Genomic DNA, 21917 nt, shown 5'->3' with positions numbered 1-21917 from the left:
CTTGGGGCAAGAGCCACGCAGCCCCATCGGCGGAGGCGTGGCTCAAACCCGATGGCGCCGCTCTCAGGCGTCCTGCAACATCGTCTGGGCCTCGCCCCAGGCGGGGAAGGGATCATTGAGCCGTTCCCACTTTTCGGGCGTGAAGGCGTCGGTCGGGACAAGGCAGGCATCCAGCGCTGCGGTGATCGCCGCCTTGTCTAGGCCGATGCCGATGAACACCAGCTCCTGCCGCCGGTCACCCCACACCGGGTGCCAGTGCTTGACGACAAATTCCTCGAAAGTGCCATCATCGGGCCAACGGTTCTTGGGCACGGCGGCCCACCAGCGACCCATGCGGCTGACGCTTTTCTGGTGCCCGGCAATGGCGAGTTCGCCGAGGAAATCGCTCCGGGTGGCAAGCCAGAAATGCCCCTTGGCGCGGATAACGCGATCAAGCGCGTCGCCGGTCAGGAAGCGATAGAACATCGCCGGGTGGAATGGGCGGCGGGCGCGATAGACGAAGCTTTCGACGCCATATTCCTCGCTTTCGGGCCGGTGGCTGGCGTAGTCGTAAAGCTCCTTCATCCATAGCGGATGCTGTTCGGACCGTTCTTCGTCATAGAGGCCGGTATCGAGCACATCATCGAGCGCCACCTTGCTGTAATCGGCTGTGATGATGCGCGCATCGGCGTTGAGCGAGGCGACCACCTGTTTGACGGTGGCGAGCTGTTCGGGGCTGACAGCGCTCGCCTTGTTGACGATCACCACGTCAGCGAATTCGATCTGTTCGACCAGCAGGCCCACCAGGCTGCGATCATCGCCTTCGCCCGCCGTCTCGCCGCGGGCCGAGAGCAGATCCGTGCTCGAATAATCCGCCAGCAGGTTCACCGCATCGACCACGGTGACCATGGTATCGAGCCGGGCGACATCGCCGAGGCAAGCGCCATCCTCGTCGCGGAAGGAGAAGGTCGCCGCGACCGGCAGGGGTTCGGAAATGCCAGTGCTTTCGATCACCAGATAATCGAAGCGCCCGTCCTCGGCGAGCCCGCGCACTTCCTTGAGCAGATCGTCGCGCAGGGTGCAGCAGATGCAGCCATTGGTCATCTCGACCAGGCTTTCTTCCGCGCGGCTCAGCGCCGCCTCGCCGCCGCGCACCAGATCAGCATCAATGTTGACCTCGCTCATGTCGTTCACGATCACCGCAACCCGCTTGCCTTCGCGGTTGGCGAGAATGTGATTGAGCAGGGTGGTTTTGCCCGCGCCGAGAAAGCCGGAAAGCACGGTCACGGGCAGGCGGGTGTCAGAGGTTTGCAGCATGAGTGAGGGTGTCCTGAGGGGGTTGTATCGGGGCAAGGGACGGCAGGCGCGCCGCATTCTTTGCTTGTATGTTACAACATATCATCCGATAGCGGTTTGCGTAAAGGGGCAAATCGACAGGGCAAGCTGATGAACCAGATCGCATCCACCTCACCGGCCTTTCGGCGCGAGATTGTGCTGCACCGCGCTGGCATGGCGCTCTCGGGCCTGTGTCTGGTGCATTGCCTGATGCTGCCACTGTTGCTGGTGGCCGCGCCGGTGATGGTGCTGGCGAACCTGCCGACTGCGTGGCTTGGGGCCGAGTGGTTTCATGCCGCGCTGCTGGTGCCGGTGGTACTGGTGAGCGGTCCGGTCTTGTGGCGCGGCGGCGCGCGGCGCATCGGCGTGCTGGTGGCCGCGTTGGCGGCGCTGATCGCGGCCGTGTTTGTGGCGAGTGATGTGCTCGAAACGGCCCTTACTGTCGCCGGGGCGTTGGGCTTGCTGTTCGCTCACCGGATTGCGCTGCGCCAATGCCGGGTGCATGGCGCGGCGTGAGACAGCGTGGCCCCTTGCTGTGGTGGGGGGCGTGTCCCCATAATGGGCAAGGTGGCTGCCTGCCCGCTGTTCGAGGATGTTTTCTGCCATGACCCTTGCCGTGACTGATCGCCGCCGGTTCCTTGCCGCCACCAGCAGCGCCTTTGCTGCCTTGCTGGCGAGCGGGGCGATGCTGCGCGGTTCGGGCGCGCTGGCAGGCGGCGGGGCGAGCGGGCTGTCCTATGGCCCGCTGCTGCCCGATCCGGCCGGGCTGCTCGATCTGCCGCAGGGCTTTTCTTACCGCGTGATTTCGCGGCTCGGCGATGCGATGGATGATGGCGGCACCGTGCCCGATCACGCTGACGGGATGGGGTGCTTCGCCTTGCCCGGGGGTGAGATCGCGCTGGTGCGCAATCATGAATTGACCCAGCGGCACGATGCCGGCGGGCCGATTGCGCGCGGTTTCGGCACGCATAATGGCCATTTTGTGGCTGGCGGGACGACCACCCTGGTGCTCGATCCTGCGACCCTCGCGGTCAAACGCCAGTTCCGCACTCTTGGCGGCACGATCCGCAATTGTTCGGGCGGGGTGACACCGTGGGGCTCGTGGCTGACTTGTGAGGAAGCGCCGACCGGGCCGGGCCAGAAATATGGCGACGGGCTGGCGCGCAATCACGGCTGGGTGTTTGAAGTGCCCGCCCAGGCGACCGGCCTGGTCGATCCGGTGCCATTGACGGCGATGGGGCGCTTCAATCACGAAGCGGCCTGCGTCGATCCGGTCACGGGCATGGTCTATCTCACCGAAGATCGCGATGACGGGGTGTTCTATCGCTTCATCCCGGCCGTGCCGGGCGATCTCGCCAAGGGCGGGCGCTTGCAGGCGATGGTGATCGACGGGCTTCCCGACACCCGCAACTGGCAGAGCACCGCGATGGCGCGGCGGCAATTCTACCCGGTGCGCTGGATTGATCTTGATGAGGTCGAAGCGCCCAAGGATGATCTGCGCCTGCGCGCGGCGGCAGCGGGCGCTGCGCTGATCGCCCGCGGCGAAGGCCTGCACATGGGCACGGATGATCTTTACATTTGCGCCACCAGCGGGGGCGCCAAGCAGCTCGGCCAGATCCTGCGGCTGGTGCCGGGGCGCGGGACCGGGCCATGCCGGGTCGAGCTGTTCTTCGAAAGTGACAGTCCCGAGCAGTTCAATTTCGGCGACAATCTCACCGTTGCGCCCAATGGCCATCTGGTGGTGTGCGAGGATCAGTACACCGACGAGGTCAACAATTATCTGCGCGGCATCACGCCCGCCGGCACGGCTTATCCGCTGGCGCGGTTGCATGCCCAGACCGAGCTGGCCGGGGCCTGCTTCTCGCCCGATGGGCAGACGCTGTTCGTCAATGCCTATTCGCCGACGCGCACGCTCGCCATCAACGGCCCGTGGGAGCGGTTAGCGTAGCGCGCCAGTCAACTTTGATACAGCGCAGGGCCGCCGCGCCAGCGGCAACGGCAGCCCCTGTCCGCTGATTAGGCGATGCGATGCTCGCCCCGGATCCAGCGCGGGTTCTGGTTTGATGGTGCGCAGGGCCGCCGCGCCCGTTGCAACGGCAGCCCCCGTCGGCAATCAGGCGATACGATGCTCGCCCCGGATCCAGCGCACCGTGCCCGATGACGCGCGCATCACCACGCTTTCGGTGGTCATATAGACTTCGCCGGTCGGCTTGCGGCGACGCTTGACCCCATCGAGCAGCGAGCCGCTCGTCACACCCGTCGCTGCGAAGATGCAATCGCCCTTGGCGAGATCTTCAAGCTTGTAGATGCGATTCAAGTCCTCGATGCCCCACTTGCGGGCGCGGGCCTTTTCATCCTCGTTGCGGAACACCAGCCGACCATTGAACTGCCCGCCAACGCAGCGCAGCGCCGCGGCCGCCAGCACGCCTTCGGGCGCGCCGCCCTGGCCCATATACATGTCCACGGTGGTGTCCTCGTCGGTCACCGCGATCACGCCCGCCACATCGCCATCGCCAATCAGCACCACCCCGCAGCCGAGCGCGCGCAACTCGGCAATCAGCTCAGCATGGCGCGGGCGATCGAGCACGCAGACATTGATCCGCGAGGGATCAACCCCCTTGGCCGCAGCCACCGCGCGGACGTTTTCCGTCGCCGTTTTGGCCAGATCAATAATGCCTTCGGGATAGCCCGGCCCGATCGCCAGCTTGTCCATATAGACATCGGGCGCGTTCAGGAGGCAGCCTTCCTCGGCAGCGGCCAGCACGGCGAGCGCGTTCGGCCCGGCCTTGGCGGTGATGGTGGTGCCTTCGAGCGGATCGAGCGCGATGTCGATCTTGGGGCCTTTGCCCATGCCGACTTTCTCGCCGATATAAAGCATCGGCGCCTCGTCGCGCTCGCCCTCGCCGATCACCACGGTGCCATCAATATAGAGATTGTCGAAGGCGCGGCGCATCGCTTCGACGGCGGCGGCATCGGCGGCCTTTTCATCGCCGCGACCGACCATTTGCGCCGCGGCAATAGCCGCGGCTTCGGTCACGCGGACCATCTCGAGCACCAGCACACGCTGCATCGCGCTGTGGGCGCTGGCTTGCGTCGCGGCCGCGTGGTCAGTATCGGTGAGATCGTTCATGCGTGTGTCAGCCTCTGTCACTCAGAATTGATGCCCGGTGCGCTTAAGCCCAAGGAGCTGGGTTTGTCGAGCAATGCTGTGACCCCTGTAAAACATTTGCGCACCGCCATGGCGCTGGGCGTGGTGGCCGCGCTCTCCATGGCTGTCACGCCGCTAGCGGCGCAGGATGACACCACGGCGACGGCTGGTGCCGCGCTGGAGGCGTCGGCGCCGCGCGACCGCATCAATCTCATGGTCACCGTGCCACGCGGCGACGTCAACCAGGCGCAGGCCAAGGAATGTGTCGATCGCGCCGACGCCAGCGCGATCAGCGGCGAGATCGTGGTGTGCCGCCAGACCGGAGAAGATCCGGCCAATGTCTACAGCAACCCCGAAGAAGCGCGCAAACGCTATGCCGAAGCGACGGCCAACAAGAACGCTCCGCCGCCGCCGGATGTGTTCGGCATTCCCGATAACGGCAAAGGGATCGGGTTCGGCCGGCCGCCGCCACCGGCTCTGATGATCGATGTGGCCGCGCTGCCCAAGGCACCCGCCGGTTCGGATGCCGACAGGATTGCGCGCGGCCTGCCGCCGCTCGGGCAAGAGCTCGAACTGACTGAGGAGCAGGAAAAGGCCCGGCGCGAGGCGCTCGGGATCAAGACCCCTCCGCCGCGCACGGCTCCGCCGGGCAATCCCAAGACGAAACGCTAAGGCTGGCGCCTAGGCTGCGAGGATCGGCAAGACCAAGGGCTCGCCCGTGAGGCTGTCCGATCCCGCCAGCAGATCAAGCGCGCGCCGCACATTGGCTTCGGGGCCTTCGTGCGTGACCATGGCGACCATCACATCGGCGCCTTCATCGGCACCGCGTCCCTGCTGGATCAGGCTTTCGATCGACACCGCGCCATCGCGCATCGCAGCGGTGATTTCCGCGAGCACGCCGGGGCGGTCCTTGACCATGAAGCGCAGGTAGCTGCGCCCCATGCGGTGTCCGGGCTCGGCCGGGGGCAGCGCGGCCAGCTGGGCCACGGGGATCGAGAAGGGCGCGCCCACTTCATCGCGAGCAATATCGATGAGGTCAGCGGCGACCGCGCTCGCCGTCGGGCCATCGCCTGCCCCCGCGCCCTGAAACAGCAGGCGGCCCGAGAAATTGCCTTCTGCCACCACGGCATTGGTTGGCCCGTCGACCGCGCTGAGAGGGTGGCCCTTGGCAATCAGGCAGGGCCGCACCCGCTGCAGCAGCCGGGCGCCCTCGGGCGTTTCCTCGACATCGGCCTCACCGATCAGGCGAATCACGAAGCCGAGCGCGCCGGCCTGCGCGATATCGGCCGCGCGCACTGCGGTGATCCCGCTGACGCTGACCGCGCCGAAATCGATCCGCGTGCCAAAACCGATGGCGGCAAGGATCGCCAGCTTGTGCGCCGCATCGACGCCTTCGATATCAAAAGCAGGATCGGATTCGGCAAAGCCGAGCCGCTGCGCGTCCTTCAGCACCTCGGCGAAATCGGCCCCCGTCGCTTCCATGGTGGAGAGGATATAATTGCAGGTGCCGTTGAGGATGCCGTAAACCTTGGTGAGCGCGTTCGCGCTGGTGCCTTCGCGCAGCCCCTTGATCACCGGGATTCCGCCACCCACGGCGGCCTCGAATTTGAGCGGCGCGCCCGCGCCTTCGGCCAGCTCGGCAAGATGCAGCCCGTGATGCGCGATCATTGCCTTGTTGGCGGTGACAAGCCCTTTGCCCGCTTGCAGCGCCGCGCGGGACAGCGCCAGCGCGGGCCCGTCCGAGCCGCCGACCAGTTCGACCACGACATCGACATCATCCCGGCGGGCCAGCGCCGTCATGTCGTCTTCCCAGGCGAAGCGGGCGATATCGACGCCGCGATCCTTGGCGCGATCGCGCGCGCTGACCGCGACGACCTCGATGGCGCGGCCCGCTCGTGCCGCAATCAGATCGCGGTTGGTATCGAGCAGCCGGATAACCCCCGCGCCGACTGTGCCGAGTCCGGCAATGGCAATACGCAAAGGGGCAGCGGATGCAGGCGCGGCGTCGGGCAAGGCGGGTCTCCGTCGAGGGTGTCCGCTCCAGCGCTTAGCCCCGCCGCCCGTGTGGTCAAGCGTGCAGAATCATCCCTCTGCGCGGGTGATACGCCGCTCGCAGGGGCCGAGCTGTTCGAGCACGAACCCGTAATCCGCCATCGCCAGCCGCCGCGCATTGGCATCGCGTGCAAGATTGGCATTGCTCGGAAGCTGGCGCGGCAGCGAACAGGCGAGCCGATACCAGCCGATGGTCTCGGGCGCGGGCGCGCGCGCCGCCGAATCAATGATCTCGCCCCAGGAAATGCCCCATTCGGGGCGCTGCGAAGGGCGACGCAGGATCGTGATCGAGGCGGGCGAACGGTTGGTGGTGGCGAGGAAAATCTGCGTTTCCGATTCGCCGACCAGCGTGCCCGGCACGGCCAGCGCATCGCTGATCCCGGTGATTCGCGGCGGCGCCTTCCCGCTCGCCAGCTCGGTCAGGATCGGGCGCAGCCGTGCGTCGAGCGCCGGTGTGAAGGCGAGTTGTGCGTGCTCGCTTACCAGTTGCAATTCGCTGGCCCGGCCCGGCACGGCGCGCGCAAACAACAGCACATCGCGGTTTTTCAGCTTGGGCACCTTGCCCTTGGCATCAAGCGGAACGTCGACAAGATAGCTGATGTCGCCTGCGAGCCCTGATGTGCCCGCGATCAGCGCGGTGGTGCGCGCCTCGATGAACAGCCGCACGAATCCGGGCGCAAGGCCCGGCGCACGTTCGGGTTTGAGCGCGGTCTGACGCCGAATCTGCGCCCGCACGACCATCGCGCTGCCGTCAGAAAGTGTTACCAGATCGGCATAGGTGGCAATTTGACTAGCCTCGTCGATCGAACGGGCAAGCGGCTGTGCCGATGCTGGCACCGTGCTTCCCGCCAGCGCAGCAAGCGCCGCAGCTATCCCCGATACCGATCTGAAATATTGTGTTAAACTTCCAAGCATGAAGAACCCTATCGCACTGCCGAAGCCCCAGCCGGGAACGCACAAATTGCGTTCGCGTTTGGACAGGTTGTGTTGTGAATTCACGCTTAACCGCAAAAGCGTTTGATCGGCTAGGGGTTGCTCGTTAAAGCCCGCGCTGTCGGGTACGGGACGCAGCATGGTTCCGTGCTCCGATTGGGCTTGATGATCCTGCGAATCAAACGCATGGTGATCACGGGCCGGCGGGGCGCATGGTTGTGCAGTGACAATGGCATGTCTGCCAGTGCACGTACGTCGCTAGCCGGATCCGGTATGCCCGTCTTTGGGATCCGTGCTTTGCCTGTCTGTGACAAGCGAGGTACGGGAGATCCGCTGGCCCCTGGCTGGCGTGAGAATGGAGAGAAAGCGCTGGATGTCCTACGCTGAGCAACAACAAGGGTTGACTGGCACCAAGCTCGTCTCGCTGATCATCGCGCTTGCGATTGTCGGCGGTATTGGGGTGGTTATGGTCGTCGGCCTTGCGATCAAGGCAATCAAGGAAGAAATCGAGCGGGTGACGACCGTCGACATCGAGGAGCCCCCGCCCCCCGAGGAAGAACCGCCGCCGCCGCCGCCGGATCAGCCGCAGGCTCCGCCGCCGCCGGTTGCGCCGCCGCCGCCGATCAGCATTGCTCCGGCGCCGCCACCCATCCAGACGCAGGCGACGATCCCGCCTCCGGCACCCCCTGCGATTACGATTCCGCCGCCCGCACCCGCTGCGCCGCCGGCGCCGCCGCCCGCGCCTTCCAAGGCTCGTGGTGCGAGCACCAAGAATGAACGCAGCTGGGCTGCGCGCATTCAGGACAACTATCCGGCACGTGCGCTGCGCGAAGAGCGCGAGGGTACGGTTGGTGTCCGCGTCACGGTGACAGCCAATGGCAAGGCCGCCAATTGTCAGGTTACCGCTTCGAGCGGCTCGCCCGATCTCGATCAGGCGGCCTGCCAAGGGATGGAGCGCTACGCGCAGTTCAATCCCGCGCTCGACCGCGACGGCAACCCGACCGAAGGCTCTTATTCGACCCGGATTGTGTACCGTATCAATTAGTGCAGTGTTGGGATCACGGTTGCCCGCACGGCGCGTGATCTTGGGGACAATTTTTCAAGAGGACTACTCGCAATGAACCTTACCTACCTTGCGGCTGCCGCCACCGAAGCGCCGGTCAACGAATTCGGCTTCATGAAGGCCATGGAAGAAGGCGGCCCCGTCGCCTGGTCGATCCTCGCCGTGATGGTGATCATGTCGGTCGGCACCTTCTACATCATGTTCACCAAGCTGTTTGAGCAGAACAAGATCTTCAAGCAGTACAAGGCCGTCCAGACGACCTTCTGGCGCGCTGCCAGCCTCAAGGAAGCAGCCACCAAGCTGGAGAAAGACAGCGCGTGGCGCCAGCTCGCCGACGATGCGGTCAAGGCCCAGGAAGATCACGGCAAGATGGCCGATGCGCTGGAATCGCACGATTACATGCACGGCACGCTGCAGCGTTCGGAGGATTCGATCAACGCGGTGCTCGCGGGCGGCCTGCCGTTCCTCGCCACCGTCGGTGCGACCGCGCCGTTCGTGGGTCTGCTCGGTACCGTGATCGGGATCTACCGCGCGCTGATCAACATCGGTATCGAAGGTTCGGCCTCGATCGACAAGGTCGCCGGCCCGGTGGGTGAAGCACTCATCATGACCGCGATCGGTCTGCTCGTCGCCGTGCCTGCGGTGCTTGCGTTCAACTGGCTCCAGTCGCGCAACCGTCGCATCTCGGAACTGCTCGGCGGCTTCTCGACCGACATTCTTGCCTACATCAACTCGAACGGCGCCGTGAAGCCGGCGGTGCAGGCTGCGCCTGCTGCCAAGCCGGCTCAGAACGCCGCACCGAAGAAGGCCTGATTGCGTCCCGGCGAAGGGTTGGGACAGCGGCACCTGCCGCCTTTCCCACCCTTCGCCCCGGCTGCCCCCTAAAGGCGCCGGTTCGCACTGACCGCGGCCAATGGCCTGGGGGATACTGCCGGATACCAGCCGGCCCCATCCCCCGCCTTTGTCGCGAAGGTCAGACGCAAGGGTTCCACGCCAAGCCGATTGGCGCCAATATTTTGCTAGGGTAGGAATTCACAATGGCGATTTCGACGGGAGGCGGGGCCGATACCCCCATGTCGGACATCAACACCACGCCGCTCGTGGACGTGATGCTGGTGCTCCTGATCATCTTCCTTATCGCGGTTCCGGTCGCGATTCAGACCATCGAGAAACTGGAAATTCCGGTTTTCGCGTCGGTCGAATCGAAGAACAAGGTTGAAAACCTGTTGCTCACCATCAGCACCACCGATGCCGGCGGTCGCAGCGCGGGTGAGCCCGGCTTCGAAGGCGCCTATCGTGGCGGCGAGTGCCGGGTCTATTTCAACAACATCACGCCCGTGACCTCGGAAGAGCTCTACGACAGGGCCTTCGCACGGCTTGATGCGATCGTGACGCGTGCCGGTGGTCCCGAAGCGATCATGGAAGACCCCGATCAGATCCCGCAGGTTCACATCCGTGCCGACGTGAACGCGCCGTGGGGCTGTGTGGCTGGTGCGATCTACAACGTGCAGGCCGCAGGCTATCCAACGGTCGGCTTCATCTCGAACCCGGTCAAGCCCGGCATCTGATCCGGCCAGTCTGATTTAAGGAGTAACTGACATGGGTATGTCCGGAGGCAAACTCGACGGCCAACCGATGATGGATATGAACATGACGCCGCTGATCGACGTCTTGCTCGTTCTGCTGATCATGTTCATCATTACCATCCCGGTGGCGACCCACTCGGTCGATATCGATCTTCCGCAGGGCAATCCGCCGCCGCAGGATATCGTGATCGATCCGATCAAGAACAAGCTGATCCTCACCGAACAGGATGTCATCTTGTGGAACGGCACGCCGGTGAACGAGGGCCAGCTGGTCACCCTGCTGGCTGAAACCACCCAGATCAATCCCGAGCCGGAATTGCAGTTCGAGCCCGAGCGTATGGCGAGCTATGAAATCGCCGCGCGCGTGCTCAACGACATCAAGGCCTCGGGCGTGACCAAGTTCGGCTTTGTCGGCAACGAGCGGTATCGCACCTTCGGTAAGGGCGGCCCCGGCGCGGGCGGTCAGGACTGATCGCCGCGCTCATGAATAGCAAAAGGGCGGTGCCGCAAGGTGCCGCCCTTTTTCGTTGGGTTGGCTAATCGCCTTCGCGCGGGGGATCGGGCCGCATCGCCGCGGCGGCGAGGCTTTCGGCCTCGAGCAGCAATTCCTCATCGACCGCGCCCTGCGGCACCGCTTCGCGCCCGATCATCGTCATCACCGGCACGGCCAGCGGCGAGACCCGCTCCAGTTCGACATGCACGAGCTCGCGCTCTGACCGCTCGAGCAAATCGGCGAGCCTCCCCACATCGGTCATCCGCGCCCGGGCATCAGCCCAAGCCGCCTCGATCAGCACATGATCGGGCTCGTATTTCCTGAGCACATCATAGATCAGATCGGTCGAGAAGGTGACTTGCTTGCCGCTCTTGCGCTGGCCCGGATGCTGCCGTTCGACGAGGCCGCTGATCACCGCCACCTCGCGGAACGCCCGGCGCAGCAGATGGCTTTCGGTGACCCAGTCGACGAATTCATGCGTCAGGATATCGGGCGAAAGCAGCGGCGCGGGATCGCGCACCGGCTTGAGCCCCCATACGGCGAGGCAATAATCATTGGCAACAAAGCCCGCTGGCATCAGCCCGCGCTCTTCCATCCGCCGGGTGATCAGCATCCCGAGGCTCTGGTTCGCGTTCCAGCCTTCGAAAGTGTAATAGGCGGTGTAATGCTTGCCGCCATGCGGGAAGCTTTCGACCAGCAATTCGCCGGGCGCGGGCAGGCGCGAGCGGTAATCCTGCATCTCCAGCCATTCGCGCACATCATCGGGGAAGCGCCCCCATCCCGCGCGATCGGCCAGCATCGCCTGTACGCGCTGCGAAAGATGGGTGGTGAGCGGCATGCGCAGCCCGCCATAGCTCGGGATCGTCGCGCTTTTCCTGGCAGCGCGGACAATGACATCCATGTCCTTCACGCTTTCGACCTCAAGGCTCATCCCGGCGAAGAAGAAGGTATCGCCGGGCGATAGCTGCGCCGCAAAGCGTTCCTCGACCTTGCCGAGGCTGCGTCCGTTCTTGAACCGCACCACCAGCATTTCGGAATCAACGATGATCCCGGCATTCATCCGGTGGCGCTGCGCATGGCTGGGATGGGCCAGCCGCCACACCCCCGATTTGTCGCGCACGATCCGCTTGAAGCGGTCATAGGCGCGCAGGGCATAGCCGCCATCGGCGACGAAATTCAGCACGCGGGCGAAGGTGGCCTCATCGACCCAGGAATAGGCAAGGGCGCTCTGGATCTCGGCCAGCAAGGCCTTCTCGTCGAACGGCCCGGCGCAGGCGAAGGCCATGATATGCTGCGCCAGCACATCGAGCCCGCCAGCGCGGAATTCCTCACCATCGCGCTGGCCTGCATCCACCGCATCCTTGGCGGCGATGGCTTCGAGGAATTCAAAGCGGTTGCCCGGCACCAGCACCGCGCGGCTTGGCATGTCGAGCCGATGTCCGGCGCGCCCGATCCGCTGGAGCAGGCGCGACGAGCCCTTGGGCGCACCCATCTGCACCACCAGATCGACATTACCCCAGTCGATCCCGAGATCGAGGCTGGCCGTGCAGACCAGCGCGCGCAATTCGCCGCGGCCCATCGCTTCCTCGACCTTGCGCCGCGCCTCGGTGCTGAGCGAGCCGTGGTGGATGCCAATCGGGAGATGGGCTTCGTTCTCCTCCCACAGGCATTGGAAGATGAATTCCGCCAGAAAACGCGTGTTGGTGAAGACCAGTGTGGTGCGGTTGGCTTTGATCAGCTCGTAAAGGCGCGGCACGGCCCAGCGCCCGGCATGGCCGCCCCACGGCACGCGTTCTTCCTCGGGAAGCAGGATTTCGAGATCAGGCGGCGCAGCTTCTTCGCCCAGCACCAGATCGGCAGCAGCGATTTCGCCCGTATCCGCCGCCTCCTGCGGGGCCAGCCACTCCTGATAGGCGCGCGGGTTCGCCAACGTCGCCGACAGCGCAACGCGCTGTGCCTGCGGGGCGACCGCGTGAAGACGTGCCAGACTCAGGGCGAGCAGATCGCCGCGTTTGCCCGCCGCAAAGGCATGAACCTCATCGATCACGATGCGCTTCAGCCCGGCGAACAGCTCCGCGCTTTCGGGGTAGGACAGCAGCAGCGAGAGGCTTTCCGGCGTCGTCAGCAGGATATGCGGCGGGCGTTCGCGCTGGCGCTTCTTACGGTCCGATGGGGTATCCCCGCTGCGGGTCTCGACCCGGATCGGCAGGCCGATTTCCGCGATTGGGGTCAGCAGGTTGCGCTTCACATCCTGCGCCAGCGCCTTGAGCGGCGAGACATAGAGCGTGTGCAGGCCATCGGCCGGGGGCGCACCGCGCGACGGGGCGAAATCGCACAGGGTCGGCAGGAACCCCGCCAGCGTCTTGCCCGCGCCGGTATCAGCGACGAGCAGCGCGTGGCGTCCGGCCTCGGCCTTGGCGAGCATGTCCCACTGGTGCCGCCGCACCCGCCAGCCGCGCGTAGTAAACCAAGCGGCGATTTCGGGCGGGATGGCGGGTGAGGGCGAGGATGTCACCCCATCCTGATGGGGCGCGCTGCCCCCCAAATCAATGGGCGACGCTTTCGCCGCGTTCGAGGCCCGACAGCGCGAGCTGCGCATCGATCTGCGCGATCAGCCGCGCAAGGCCTTCCGCGCTGTCGCTTTCGGCGCGGGCGACCAGCACATCCTGCGTGTTCGAGGCACGCAGCAGCCACCAGCCGTCGGCGGTGTTGACCCGCACCCCGTCGGTTGCGTTGACGCTTTCGACATCCGGGCCGGGCGTACTGGTGAGCCGCGCCGTGATTTCGGCCATCGCCGCGAATTTGCGGCTTTCATCGACCTGAAAGCGCATTTCCGGGGTGTTGAGCATCGGCGGAACCGCACCGCGCATCGCGGTAACGGATTGGCCGAGCCGCGCGGTCGCCGCAAGCAGACGCACCCCGGCGTAAAGCGCGTCGTCAAACCCGTAGTAATCATCGGCAAAGAACACGTGCCCGCTCATCTCGCCGGCAAGCGGCGCACCTGTTTCCTTCATTTTGGACTTGATCAGCGAATGGCCGGTCTTCCACATCAGGGGCGCCCCGCCCAATTCCGCCACCCGGTCGAAGAGCGCGCGGCTCGCCTTTACATCGGCGATGATCGTCGCACCGGGGCGGTCTTTGAGCACATCTTCGGCATAGATCATCAAGAGCTGATCGCCCCAGATCACCCGGCCCGTCCCGTCGATCGCGCCGATCCGGTCGCCATCGCCGTCAAAAGCCACGCCGAAATCGAGGTTCTTGGCTGCGACAAGCGCGCGCAGATCGGCGAGATTGGCTTCCACAGTCGGATCAGGATGGTGGTTGGGGAAATGGCCGTCGACCTCGGTAAACAGCAGATGATGTTCCCCGGGCAGCCGGGCTGCCAGCGCTTCGAGCGCGGGGCCAGCCGCACCGTTCCCGGCATCCCAGCCGACCTTGAGGCTGGCGAGCGCCGCGGTATCGACCCCGGCCAATCCGGCGAGCAGGCGCTCGACATATTCGTCAATGATATCGCGCGTGGTGACGGTGCCGGTGCCGCTGGCGAAATCCCCCGCCGCCGCCAGCGCGCCGAGCCGCTGGATATCGGCGCCGAAGAACGGACGCCCTTGGAATACCATCTTGAAGCCATTGTAATTGGGGGGATTATGGCTGCCGGTTATCTGAATGCCGCCATCCACCTGTTCGCTTGAGGCTTCGGCATAGTAGAGCATCGGGGTCGGCCCCATGCCGATCCGCACCACATCGCAGCCGCTCGCGGCAAGGCCTTCGACCAGCGCGTGTTCGAGCATAGGGGATGACACCCGCCCATCATAGCCGACCGCCACTGTCTTGCCCCCGGCGCGGGCCAGCAGTGTGCCGAAAGCCCGCCCGATCGCACGGGCATCCTCGGCGCCCAAAGTTTCGCCGATTACACCGCGAATGTCATATTCGCGCAGGATCGTGGGATCGAAGGTATGCTGCATGAGGGTTGGGCCTTCTTGTGGTTGTGAGCTTGGGCCTGAGGTTGGTAGCGCAATGTGTCAAGGCTGTGATGCGGCCTAGGGCTCCCCTTGCGCGCCCTCACCGGCTGGCGGCAGCGCACCCAGCAACAGATCGCGTGCGGCATTGGCTTCGCGCAGGGCATCGCTGCTCCCGCCGCGATCGGGATGCACCAGCGCTGCAAGCCTGCGGTGCGCGGCAATGATCTCCTCGCGGCTGGCTGCGGCGGGCACGCCGAGCAAGGCGCGCGCCTTGCCCAGCGCCTGCCGTCGCGCGGCACCGCCAGCCTGCCCCAGGCCTTGCCACGGCCACTGCCCGAATGCCCAGCGGAACAACACGCAACCAATGGCCAGCAGCAGGGCGATCCGCAGCAGCATCAGGCGAGCGCCAGCTCCGCCTGTTCGCGGGCATAGCCGGGCAGGGCGAGCGCCTTGACCAGCGCGCGCAATTCCTGCCGCGCCACGAGATGGCTGGTGCCAAGCTCGCCGAGATGCCCCTTGTCAAGCAAGGTCAAGCCCGACGGGAACAATTCGCGGTAGATCACACGTTCCGAAAGGCCGTGGGTCACGCGGAAGCCGACCCGCTTCGACATTTCGCCCAGCGCCATCTGCAGGCGGGCCATATTGCGCGCCTCGACATGGCCGGTGCGGTTGCGCACCACGATCCAGTCCATTTCCGGCCGGCTTTGTTCGATCGTCATGCGGCTGCGCTTTAGCCGCGCTTCCCAGATCAGTTCGGCAAAGAATGAAAGCTTGCGCACCTTGAAGGTTTCGGCATCAACTTGTCCGATCAGGTCAAAATCGACGAAACTGTCGTTCATCGGGGTGACCAGCGTATCGGCGTGTTCCACTGCCAGTCGCGCAAAGGGATCATCGCGGCCCGGATTGTCGATAATCAGGAAATCGTAATTTGCTTCGAGCCGCCGGATTATCGAAATGAGTTCACCGGTCGTCTCGCCGCGGAACACCTCGCACATCGGGGTCGGGAGCGTCAGACCGCGCTTTTCGAGCGTCGCCAGCCGGTTTTCGATATAGCGATGCATGGTGCGCTGGCGCGGATCGAGATCAAGCGAGGCCACCCGCGCGCCCTGATAGGCGAGCGCGACGGCGACATGCACGGCGGTGGTTGATTTGCCCGTTCCACCCTTTTCATTCGCGAAAACAATGCGATGCGCATGGCGATTGCGGGTGGGTTCGCCGGGTTGCGCCGGGGTGGAGGCGGCTGAGGACATGGCGGCAGAACTTTCCATCACAGGGCAGCTTGAAACAAGGCAGGGTTGGCCGCTACGGGCGCTCAAAGCGGTTTATCCTCGGAGGCGCATCGGTGCAAACGGTCAAGACTCTGGACATGTTGAGAACCGCGCTTGCCCGGCTGCGCGGCGACAACGGTAGGACACCGGCGAGGATCGCGCTGGTGCCGACCATGGGCGCGCTGCACGAAGGCCATCTCACGCTGGTCCGGCAAGCGCGCGTGCGGGCCGATCATGTCGTGGCCTCAATCTTTGTGAACCCCAAGCAGTTCGGCCCCAACGAGGATCTTGCCGCCTATCCGCGCCAGCTGGCCGCCGATGCTGCCATGCTTGAGACGGAAGGCTGCGCGCTGCTGTGGGCGCCCACGCCCGAGGTGATGTATCCGGCGGGCTTTGCCAGCACGGTCAGCGTTGCCGGGGTGAGCGAAGGGCTGTGCGGTGCGGCACGGCCCGGCCATTTCGATGGGGTTGCCACCGTGGTGCTCAAGCTGTTCAATCAGGTCGAGCCTGATCTTGCGCTGTTCGGCGAGAAGGATTTCCAGCAGCTCGCGGTGATCCGCACCATGGCGCGCGATCTTGATCTGACCCGCCCCCATGTCGATGCCATCATCGGTGTGCCGACAGTGCGAGAGGCCGATGGCCTCGCGATGTCGAGCCGCAACCGCTATCTCTCTCCCGATCAGCGCACCGCCGCGGCGGGCCTGCCGCGCGCGATGCACGCGGCCATCGCGCAGATCGAAAGCGGTGGTGATGTCGCCGCAGCACTCGCAGCCTTACAGGCTGATCTGCTCGCCGCAGGCTTTGGCAGTGTCGATTATGCCGTGCTGGCCGATGCCATTGATCTCACGCCGCTCACTGCGCTTGGCGACCGCCCGGCTCGGTTGCTCGTCGCCGCGCGGATCGGCACCACCCGGCTGATTGACAATATGGCGGTGGGCGCCGCCTAGGGCGAATGCGATGAGCAAGCCCTCGCCCTTTCACCCACCGGTCAAGCGCTCGGTCGAGATCGCCGGGCACCGCACCAGCATCAGTCTCGAACCGCTGTTCTGGGACATGCTGCGGGCGGCGGCTGCGCGTGAGGGCGTGCCGATCAATGGGCTGGTGGCGCGGATTGATGCGGAACGGATCAAATCGCCCACCCCGCCGGGCCTCGCCTCGGCAATCCGGGTGTGGCTGGCGGTCAATCAGCCGTAGCGCGCAAGCGTCAGTCGTCCACCCGCTCGATATCCGCGCCGACCAGCTGGAGCTTTTCCTCCAACCGCTCGTACCCGCGATCGAGGTGGTAGAGGCGGCGCACGGTCGTCTCGCCTTCCGCCGCGAGCGCGGCGATGACAAGGCTCATCGAGGCGCGCAGGTCGGTTGCCATGACCTCCGCCCCCGTCAGCCGTTCTACCCCGCGCACGATTGCGGTGCGGCCCTCGGTGGTGATGTCTGCGCCCATCCGCGTGAGTTCGGGCACATGCATGAAGCGGTTCTCGAAGATCGTTTCCTTGAGCACGCTGGTGCCTTCGGCCTTGCACAGCAGCGCCATGAGCTGCGCCTGCATATCAGTGGCAAGCCCGGGATAGGGCGCGGTGGTGAGATTGGTCGCCTTGAGCGCGCCCTTGGCCGCGACATTCACGCCCTTGGCATCCCACGTGACCTCGACGCCAATGGCCTGGAGCGCGTGGATTGTCGCCATCATCTCGTCGGCGCGCGCGCCTTCGAGCCGCACTCCCCCGCCGGTGATCGCCGCCGCGCAGGCATAGGAGCCGGCCTCGATGCGATCGGGCATGACACGGTAGGTCGCGCCGTGCAGCCGCTTGACCCCATGGATGGTGAGGGTGGAGGTGCCGATCCCTTCGATCTCCGCGCCCATCGCCACCAGCATGTTGCACAGGTCGACGATCTCCGGCTCGCGCGCGGCGTTGAACAACCGGCTGGTGCCATTTGCCAGCACGGCGGCCATCAGCGCATTCTCGGTCGCGCCGACCGACACCACCGGGAAATCGAAGTCGCCGCCCGGCATCCCGCCGTCAGGCTGCGTGGCTTTCACATAGCCGGCCGCAAGCTCGATATGCGCGCCGAAGGCCTCGAGCGCCTTGAGATGCAGGTCGATCGGGCGGTTGCCAATCGCGCAGCCGCCCGGCATCGAGACCGTCGCCTCGCCCGCCCGCGCCAGCATCGGCCCGAGTACGAGGATCGAGGCGCGCATCTTGCGCACCAGATCATAGGGCGCCACCGTCGAGGTGATGCGGGTCGCCTCCATGCTCATCACCCGGCCGAAATCCTCAGGGCGCGTGCCCTGGATCACGGTGGTGACGCCGAACTGGTTCATCAGGTGCTGGAACCCGTCGATATCGGCCAGCCGCGGCAGGTTGCGCAGGGTGAGCGGCTCCTCGGTCAGCAGCGCGCAGGGGATCAGCGTGAGTGCCGCGTTCTTGGCGCCGGAAATGGGGATGCTGCCGGAAAGGCGGTTGCCGCCGCGAATGATCAGTTTGTCCATGCCCACTGCCTTAGCGAAATGCGCGTCTGGTGCAATCTTGCGTGCAGTTAGCGCGATCTTCGATTGACCTTGTACTGGGCGCGGGGCACGGAAAAGAAAAAGAGCAGCAGGGCGCGTTTCCCGATCCTTACCAGCGAGAGCACCGCATGTCTCCCAAGCCGATCCGCAAAGCTGTCTTTCCCGTTGCCGGGCTTGGCACCCGTTTTCTTCCCGCGACCAAGGCGATTCCCAAGGAATTGCTGCCGATCGTGGATCGCCCGTTGATCCAGTATGCGGTCGACGAAGCGCGCGAGGCGGGTATCGAGCAGATGATCTTCGTCACCGGCCGGGGCAAAAGCGCGATTATCGAACATTTCGATATGGCCTATGAGCTCGAAATGACGATGAGCGAGCGCGGCAAGAGCCTTGCTGCGCTTGATTCCACCCGCGCGACGCCCGGCGATGTCATTGCTGTGCGCCAGCAGGTGCCGCTGGGGCTCGGCCATGCCATCTGGTGCGCGCGCGCGATTGTCGGTGATGAACCCTTTGCGATTTTCCTGCCCGATGAACTGATGGTGGCGCGCGAAGGCGGCACAGGCTGCATGAAGCAGATGGTCGCGGCCTACCACGAGCTTGGCGGCAATCTCATCTCGGTGCTCGAAGTCCCGCGTGAAGAGGTATCAAGCTACGGCGTGATTGATCCCGGCAGCACGCGCGGGGCGATCACCGAAGTGCGCGGGCTGGTGGAAAAGCCGCCGGTGGAGCAAGCGCCGTCGAACAAGATTGTCTCGGGCCGTTACATCCTCCAGCCCGAAGTGATGCGCGTACTCGAAACCCAGGGCAAGGGGGCGGGCGGGGAAATCCAGCTTACCGATGCGATGGCGCAGATGATCGGCCAGCAGCCGTTCCACGCCGTGACCTTCGATGGCACGCGGTATGACTGCGGCAGCAAGACCGGGTTTGTCGAGGCGACTTTGGCGATTGCGCTGGCGCGGCCCGATATGGGCGCGGCTGTGCGGAAGATGGCGCTCAATCTTCTGAAATAGCGGACAGGGGCAGCCGCTTGGCCGCCCCTGTCTTCATCGCTTATTCGGCGGCTTCGTCGCTCGGCAAGGCGCCAGAGTCATTATCCTGCGGCTTGGTGAGTTTTGCGGACTTGGCCGGAGACGCTGCCGGCGCAGGGGCCGGTTCGGCTTCTGCCTCGGCCACCGTCTTGACCAGTCCCGAGAGCGACGAGCCGTCGAGCCCCAGCTCCTTCATCAGTCCGTCGAGCACTGGTGCCTGCGCGCGGTAGGCGAGCGCCGCGGCGACAGCATCGCTGGCGAGGTTCCCCGAACCAGCGCCACCACCCGTGCCACCGGCACCTCCGTCGTTGGCGGCACGTCCGCCGTTGGTGAGGCCATCGACCTGCACGATCTTGATCGAATCGATTGCCTCCATCGGCTTCGCGCTCTCGCGGATCACCTCGGGCAGGACCTTGAGCAGCGCCATCTTGGTCTGGAGGCTGATCTGGTCGCTTGAGAGGATATTCGCTGCTTCGTTGATGGCGCGCTGACCAGCGGCCTCGACTTCGAAACGCACCCGCGCAGCTTCGGCGCGCAGCTTCTCGGCCTCGGCCTCGCCCTGCGCTTCGAGCTTCAGTGCCGCAGCGCGGTTGGCGGCCGCGTCCTTCTCGGCCTCGGCCTGCACCTTGACTCCGATCGCGTCGCGCTCGGCCTGCTTGGCGGCCTCGATCAATTCGATCGTCTTCTGACGATCGGCAATCTCGCGCTCGCGCGCCGTGGCGACGCGTTCCTCGGCCTCGACCGCCTTGGCGCGCGCTTCATCAGCCTCGGCCTTGGCCTGACTTTCCTCGCGGCTCTTGTTCTGCACCGCGATCTGCTGTTCCTGCCGGGCGATTTCGAGCGCGCGCTGCTGGATGATGCGCGCTTCCTCGACGAGGCGGTCGGCCTCGATCTGCTGGGCATCGACGAGCTTCTTTGCCTCGATCCGGGCAACTTCGGCCTCGCGGTTACGCTCGGCCTGTTCGCGCGCGATTTCCGCCGCCTGCGCCGCACGCCGCACTTCGACCTCGCGCTCCTGCTCAAGCCGTGCATATTCCTGATCGCGCGCGATTTCGAAGCTGCGCTTGTCGGCTTCGAGGTTCTTGGACTCGATCTGGACGCGGGTGTCCTGCTCGATATCGTTGCGCAGCTTCTTGCGCGCCTCGATCTGCTCGGTGAGCTTGGTCAGGCCCTCGGCGTCGAAGGCGTTGTTGGCGTTGAAATGCTCAATGCTGGTCTGGTCGAGGCCGGTGAGCGACACCGATTCCAGCTCGAGACCGTTCATCGCGAGGTCGTTGGACGAGACCTGCTGCACCTTCTGCACGAAATCCGCGCGCTGTTCGTGCAGCTCGTTCATCGTCATTCCCGCCGCCACGGAGCGCAGCGCATCGACGAACTTGCCCTCGACGAGGTCCTTGAGCAGCTCGGGCTGCATCGTGCGCTGGCCGAGGGTCTGCGCCGCCATGGCAATTGCGGTCGCATCGGGACGGACCCGGACATAGAATTCGGCCTTCACGTCGATCCGCAGCCGGTCAAGCGTGATCAGCGCTTCTGCATCGCGCCGCACAACGCTGAGGACGAGGGTGTTCATGTTAACGGGCATCGCCTCGTGGAACACCGGGAACACCAGCGCGCCGCCGTTCATCACGACCTTCTCGCCGCCGAAGCCGGTGCGCACAAAAGCCGTTTCCTTGGTCGCACGGCGGTAGAGCCGGATCAGGAAGATAAAGAATACGACAAAGAACAGCACGGCGCTGACACCAACCACGCCGTAGGTGATGAGCCCCCCCGTCGAAGAGGCAAGATCACCGCTTGTGGTCATATCGCCGGTGGTCGTGGTCAAAGACATGCGCGTTCCCCCTTTTACCTGGTCAGCCCGAGCAGCGGGCTTTCGTAATGCACGCCGTAGAAGGTCGGTCCTTCGCGGCGCACCAGCAGGACGGTGTCACCCGTCTGCAATGCGATGGTGGCGTCATGGGGTTCAACCATGACAAAATGGGCCTGTCCGTGGCGGTCGATCACCTTGGCGCGCGCTGGTGATCCGGCGCGTGCGGTGCCGATCTGGATTTCGGCCTCGCGCCGCACCAGCTCGTCAAGCGTGATGGCGGTGGTCTCATCCTTGGGCATGACGGCGCCGAGCGGACGCACCGCCAGGCTGTTGAGCGGCAGTGCCGCAGCACCCGCCAGTAGCGTGGCCCATCCCGCCGAAAGCGGCGCGCCGAGCAGCTCGGCAATCACGCTTTGCCCGATCAGCCCGATCGATCCGAAGGTGAGCAGCAGGCTGGCCAACCAGATCAGCAGCGGCACCCGGCCCAGTCCCAGCAGGCTTGTCAGCGCTTCGCCAAAGCCGCCTGCTTCCAGTCCATCGGGCGAATCGAAATCACCCGCGCCCTCCAGCATGTCGCCGAGGCCCGTGATCTGAAAGAGCGCAACCAGCGCCAGGGCGCCGAGCGCAATCAGGAACGGCAGGTTGGAGGACGCAAGCAAGTTCATGCGACCAGCGCCCGATCACTAAGGCGATGATGTAATCCCATGCCAACGAGGCTAGGGGAAACAGGCGTAAAACCCTAGCGGAATCGGACAATCCTAGTGCG

At 65.1% G+C, this 21917-nt stretch carries 21 protein-coding genes; 10 read left to right on the top strand and 11 right to left on the bottom strand.

All coding sequences use genetic code 11. The features are described from left to right. Positions 1 to 63: 63 nt before the first annotated feature. Positions 64 to 1296, bottom strand: coding sequence for a GTP-binding protein (locus SOQ14_RS07055; RefSeq protein WP_322897350.1), 1233 nt, complete (start codon positions 1294 to 1296; stop codon positions 64 to 66). A 129-nt stretch (positions 1297 to 1425) separates the two neighbouring features. Here SOQ14_RS07055 and SOQ14_RS07050 point away from each other — a divergent pair, with 129 nt between their 5' ends. Both SOQ14_RS07050 and SOQ14_RS07045 read left to right on the top strand, forming a co-directional pair. After that, positions 1426 to 1830: a MerC domain-containing protein gene (locus SOQ14_RS07050; RefSeq protein ID WP_322897349.1), complete on the top strand. Its 405-nt coding sequence runs from the start codon at positions 1426 to 1428 to the stop codon at positions 1828 to 1830. A gap of 88 nt (positions 1831 to 1918) precedes the next feature. Beyond that, positions 1919 to 3262, top strand: a complete 1344-nt coding sequence (locus SOQ14_RS07045) for an alkaline phosphatase PhoX (protein WP_322897348.1) — start codon at positions 1919 to 1921, stop codon at positions 3260 to 3262. A gap of 165 nt (positions 3263 to 3427) precedes the next feature. Here SOQ14_RS07045 and glpX read toward each other — a convergent pair whose 3' ends face one another. Then, the gene (glpX, locus tag SOQ14_RS07040) at positions 3428 to 4384 is read right to left on the bottom strand and encodes a class II fructose-bisphosphatase (RefSeq protein WP_322897859.1); all 957 of its coding nucleotides are present in this window, start codon (positions 4382 to 4384) and stop codon (positions 3428 to 3430) included. 123 nt (positions 4385 to 4507) lie between these two features. Here glpX and SOQ14_RS07035 point away from each other — a divergent pair, with 123 nt between their 5' ends. Further along, on the top strand, positions 4508 to 5134 hold the full coding sequence (locus SOQ14_RS07035; RefSeq protein ID WP_322897347.1) for a hypothetical protein: 627 nt from the start codon (positions 4508 to 4510) through the stop codon (positions 5132 to 5134). 9 nt (positions 5135 to 5143) lie between these two features. Here the strand turns inward: SOQ14_RS07035 and SOQ14_RS07030 are convergent, their stop codons facing one another. Together SOQ14_RS07030 and SOQ14_RS07025 are read right to left on the bottom strand one after the other, a co-directional pair. After that, positions 5144 to 6442: a homoserine dehydrogenase gene (locus SOQ14_RS07030; RefSeq protein WP_322897346.1), complete on the bottom strand. Its 1299-nt coding sequence runs from the start codon at positions 6440 to 6442 to the stop codon at positions 5144 to 5146. 102 nt (positions 6443 to 6544) lie between these two features. Then, complete coding sequence (locus SOQ14_RS07025; protein WP_322897345.1) at positions 6545 to 7429, bottom strand: hypothetical protein; 885 nt, start codon at positions 7427 to 7429, stop codon at positions 6545 to 6547. A 391-nt stretch (positions 7430 to 7820) separates the two neighbouring features. Between SOQ14_RS07025 and SOQ14_RS07020 the strand changes: the two genes are divergently transcribed. The 4 genes from SOQ14_RS07020 (at position 7821) to SOQ14_RS07005 (ending at position 10568) form a co-directional block, all read left to right on the top strand. After that, on the top strand, positions 7821 to 8492 hold the full coding sequence (locus SOQ14_RS07020; protein WP_322897344.1) for an energy transducer TonB: 672 nt from the start codon (positions 7821 to 7823) through the stop codon (positions 8490 to 8492). A 72-nt stretch (positions 8493 to 8564) separates the two neighbouring features. After that, on the top strand, positions 8565 to 9323 hold the full coding sequence (locus SOQ14_RS07015) for a MotA/TolQ/ExbB proton channel family protein (protein ID WP_322897343.1): 759 nt from the start codon (positions 8565 to 8567) through the stop codon (positions 9321 to 9323). Between the two features lie 224 nt (positions 9324 to 9547). After that, positions 9548 to 10078: an ExbD/TolR family protein gene (locus SOQ14_RS07010; protein WP_322897342.1), complete on the top strand. Its 531-nt coding sequence runs from the start codon at positions 9548 to 9550 to the stop codon at positions 10076 to 10078. A 31-nt stretch (positions 10079 to 10109) separates the two neighbouring features. Then, positions 10110 to 10568, top strand: coding sequence for an ExbD/TolR family protein (locus SOQ14_RS07005; RefSeq protein ID WP_322897341.1), 459 nt, complete (start codon positions 10110 to 10112; stop codon positions 10566 to 10568). 64 nt (positions 10569 to 10632) lie between these two features. Here the strand turns inward: SOQ14_RS07005 and SOQ14_RS07000 are convergent, their stop codons facing one another. From SOQ14_RS07000 to SOQ14_RS06985, 4 genes are all read right to left on the bottom strand, one after another. Then, the gene (locus tag SOQ14_RS07000; protein WP_322897340.1) at positions 10633 to 13104 is read right to left on the bottom strand and encodes a ligase-associated DNA damage response DEXH box helicase; all 2472 of its coding nucleotides are present in this window, start codon (positions 13102 to 13104) and stop codon (positions 10633 to 10635) included. Positions 13105 to 13135: 31 nt separating this feature from the next. Beyond that, a complete protein-coding gene (gene pgmG, locus SOQ14_RS06995) occupies positions 13136 to 14551 on the bottom strand; it encodes a phosphoglucomutase/phosphomannomutase PgmG (protein ID WP_322897339.1) in 1416 nt (471 codons plus the stop codon). A gap of 75 nt (positions 14552 to 14626) precedes the next feature. Next, positions 14627 to 14944 (bottom strand): J domain-containing protein, encoded by a 318-nt coding sequence (locus tag SOQ14_RS06990; RefSeq protein ID WP_322897338.1) that lies wholly within the window; start codon positions 14942 to 14944, stop codon positions 14627 to 14629. After that, positions 14944 to 15798: a division plane positioning ATPase MipZ gene (locus SOQ14_RS06985; protein WP_322897337.1), complete on the bottom strand. Its 855-nt coding sequence runs from the start codon at positions 15796 to 15798 to the stop codon at positions 14944 to 14946. The genes SOQ14_RS06990 and SOQ14_RS06985 overlap by 1 nt, the downstream gene beginning before the upstream one ends. Positions 15799 to 15890: 92 nt before the next feature. Here SOQ14_RS06985 and panC point away from each other — a divergent pair, with 92 nt between their 5' ends. Together panC and SOQ14_RS06975 are read left to right on the top strand one after the other, a co-directional pair. Next, positions 15891 to 16763 (top strand): pantoate--beta-alanine ligase, encoded by an 873-nt coding sequence (panC, locus tag SOQ14_RS06980; protein ID WP_322897336.1) that lies wholly within the window; start codon positions 15891 to 15893, stop codon positions 16761 to 16763. A gap of 10 nt (positions 16764 to 16773) precedes the next feature. Continuing rightward, positions 16774 to 17010 (top strand): ribbon-helix-helix domain-containing protein, encoded by a 237-nt coding sequence (locus tag SOQ14_RS06975; RefSeq protein WP_322897335.1) that lies wholly within the window; start codon positions 16774 to 16776, stop codon positions 17008 to 17010. Between the two features lie 10 nt (positions 17011 to 17020). On the opposite strand, the gene murA is transcribed toward SOQ14_RS06975, so the two are convergent. Next, positions 17021 to 18301: a UDP-N-acetylglucosamine 1-carboxyvinyltransferase gene (gene murA / locus SOQ14_RS06970; protein ID WP_322897334.1), complete on the bottom strand. Its 1281-nt coding sequence runs from the start codon at positions 18299 to 18301 to the stop codon at positions 17021 to 17023. Between the two features lie 146 nt (positions 18302 to 18447). On the opposite strand from murA, the gene galU reads away from it, so the two are divergent. Then, positions 18448 to 19326, top strand: a complete 879-nt coding sequence (gene galU / locus SOQ14_RS06965; protein WP_322897333.1) for a UTP--glucose-1-phosphate uridylyltransferase GalU — start codon at positions 18448 to 18450, stop codon at positions 19324 to 19326. 40 nt (positions 19327 to 19366) lie between these two features. Here galU and SOQ14_RS06960 read toward each other — a convergent pair whose 3' ends face one another. Both SOQ14_RS06960 and SOQ14_RS06955 read right to left on the bottom strand, forming a co-directional pair. Then, a complete protein-coding gene (locus SOQ14_RS06960) occupies positions 19367 to 21145 on the bottom strand; it encodes a flotillin family protein (protein WP_322897858.1) in 1779 nt (592 codons plus the stop codon). Positions 21146 to 21186: 41 nt separating this feature from the next. Then, positions 21187 to 21816, bottom strand: coding sequence for an OB-fold-containig protein (locus SOQ14_RS06955; protein ID WP_322897332.1), 630 nt, complete (start codon positions 21814 to 21816; stop codon positions 21187 to 21189). Positions 21817 to 21917: the final 101 nt, after the last annotated feature.

The sequence above is a fragment of the Erythrobacter epiphyticus genome, from assembly GCF_034653295.1.
Classification (GTDB): Bacteria; Pseudomonadota; Alphaproteobacteria; order Sphingomonadales; family Sphingomonadaceae; genus Erythrobacter.
This window is presented reverse-complemented; position numbering and strand designations above follow the sequence as displayed.

Coding starts and splice junctions, on each gene's coding strand:
- SOQ14_RS07055 (WP_322897350.1), bottom strand. CDS start 1,296: ATGCTGCAAACCTCTGACACCCGCCTGCCCGTGACCGTGCTTTCCGGC.
- SOQ14_RS06985 (WP_322897337.1), bottom strand. CDS start 15,798: ATGTCCTCAGCCGCCTCCACCCCGGCGCAACCCGGCGAACCCACCCGC.
- galU (WP_322897333.1), top strand. CDS start 18,448: ATGTCTCCCAAGCCGATCCGCAAAGCTGTCTTTCCCGTTGCCGGGCTT.
- SOQ14_RS07025 (WP_322897345.1), bottom strand. CDS start 7,429: ATGCTTGGAAGTTTAACACAATATTTCAGATCGGTATCGGGGATAGCT.
- murA (WP_322897334.1), bottom strand. CDS start 18,301: ATGGACAAACTGATCATTCGCGGCGGCAACCGCCTTTCCGGCAGCATC.
- SOQ14_RS06955 (WP_322897332.1), bottom strand. CDS start 21,816: ATGAACTTGCTTGCGTCCTCCAACCTGCCGTTCCTGATTGCGCTCGGC.
- SOQ14_RS06960 (WP_322897858.1), bottom strand. CDS start 21,145: ATGACCACAAGCGGTGATCTTGCCTCTTCGACGGGGGGGCTCATCACC.
- SOQ14_RS06975 (WP_322897335.1), top strand. CDS start 16,774: ATGAGCAAGCCCTCGCCCTTTCACCCACCGGTCAAGCGCTCGGTCGAG.
- pgmG (WP_322897339.1), bottom strand. CDS start 14,551: ATGCAGCATACCTTCGATCCCACGATCCTGCGCGAATATGACATTCGC.
- SOQ14_RS07010 (WP_322897342.1), top strand. CDS start 9,548: ATGGCGATTTCGACGGGAGGCGGGGCCGATACCCCCATGTCGGACATC.
- SOQ14_RS07005 (WP_322897341.1), top strand. CDS start 10,110: ATGGGTATGTCCGGAGGCAAACTCGACGGCCAACCGATGATGGATATG.
- SOQ14_RS07045 (WP_322897348.1), top strand. CDS start 1,919: ATGACCCTTGCCGTGACTGATCGCCGCCGGTTCCTTGCCGCCACCAGC.
- SOQ14_RS07020 (WP_322897344.1), top strand. CDS start 7,821: ATGTCCTACGCTGAGCAACAACAAGGGTTGACTGGCACCAAGCTCGTC.
- SOQ14_RS07050 (WP_322897349.1), top strand. CDS start 1,426: ATGAACCAGATCGCATCCACCTCACCGGCCTTTCGGCGCGAGATTGTG.
- SOQ14_RS06990 (WP_322897338.1), bottom strand. CDS start 14,944: ATGCTGCTGCGGATCGCCCTGCTGCTGGCCATTGGTTGCGTGTTGTTC.
- glpX (WP_322897859.1), bottom strand. CDS start 4,384: ATGCAGCGTGTGCTGGTGCTCGAGATGGTCCGCGTGACCGAAGCCGCG.
- SOQ14_RS07015 (WP_322897343.1), top strand. CDS start 8,565: ATGAACCTTACCTACCTTGCGGCTGCCGCCACCGAAGCGCCGGTCAAC.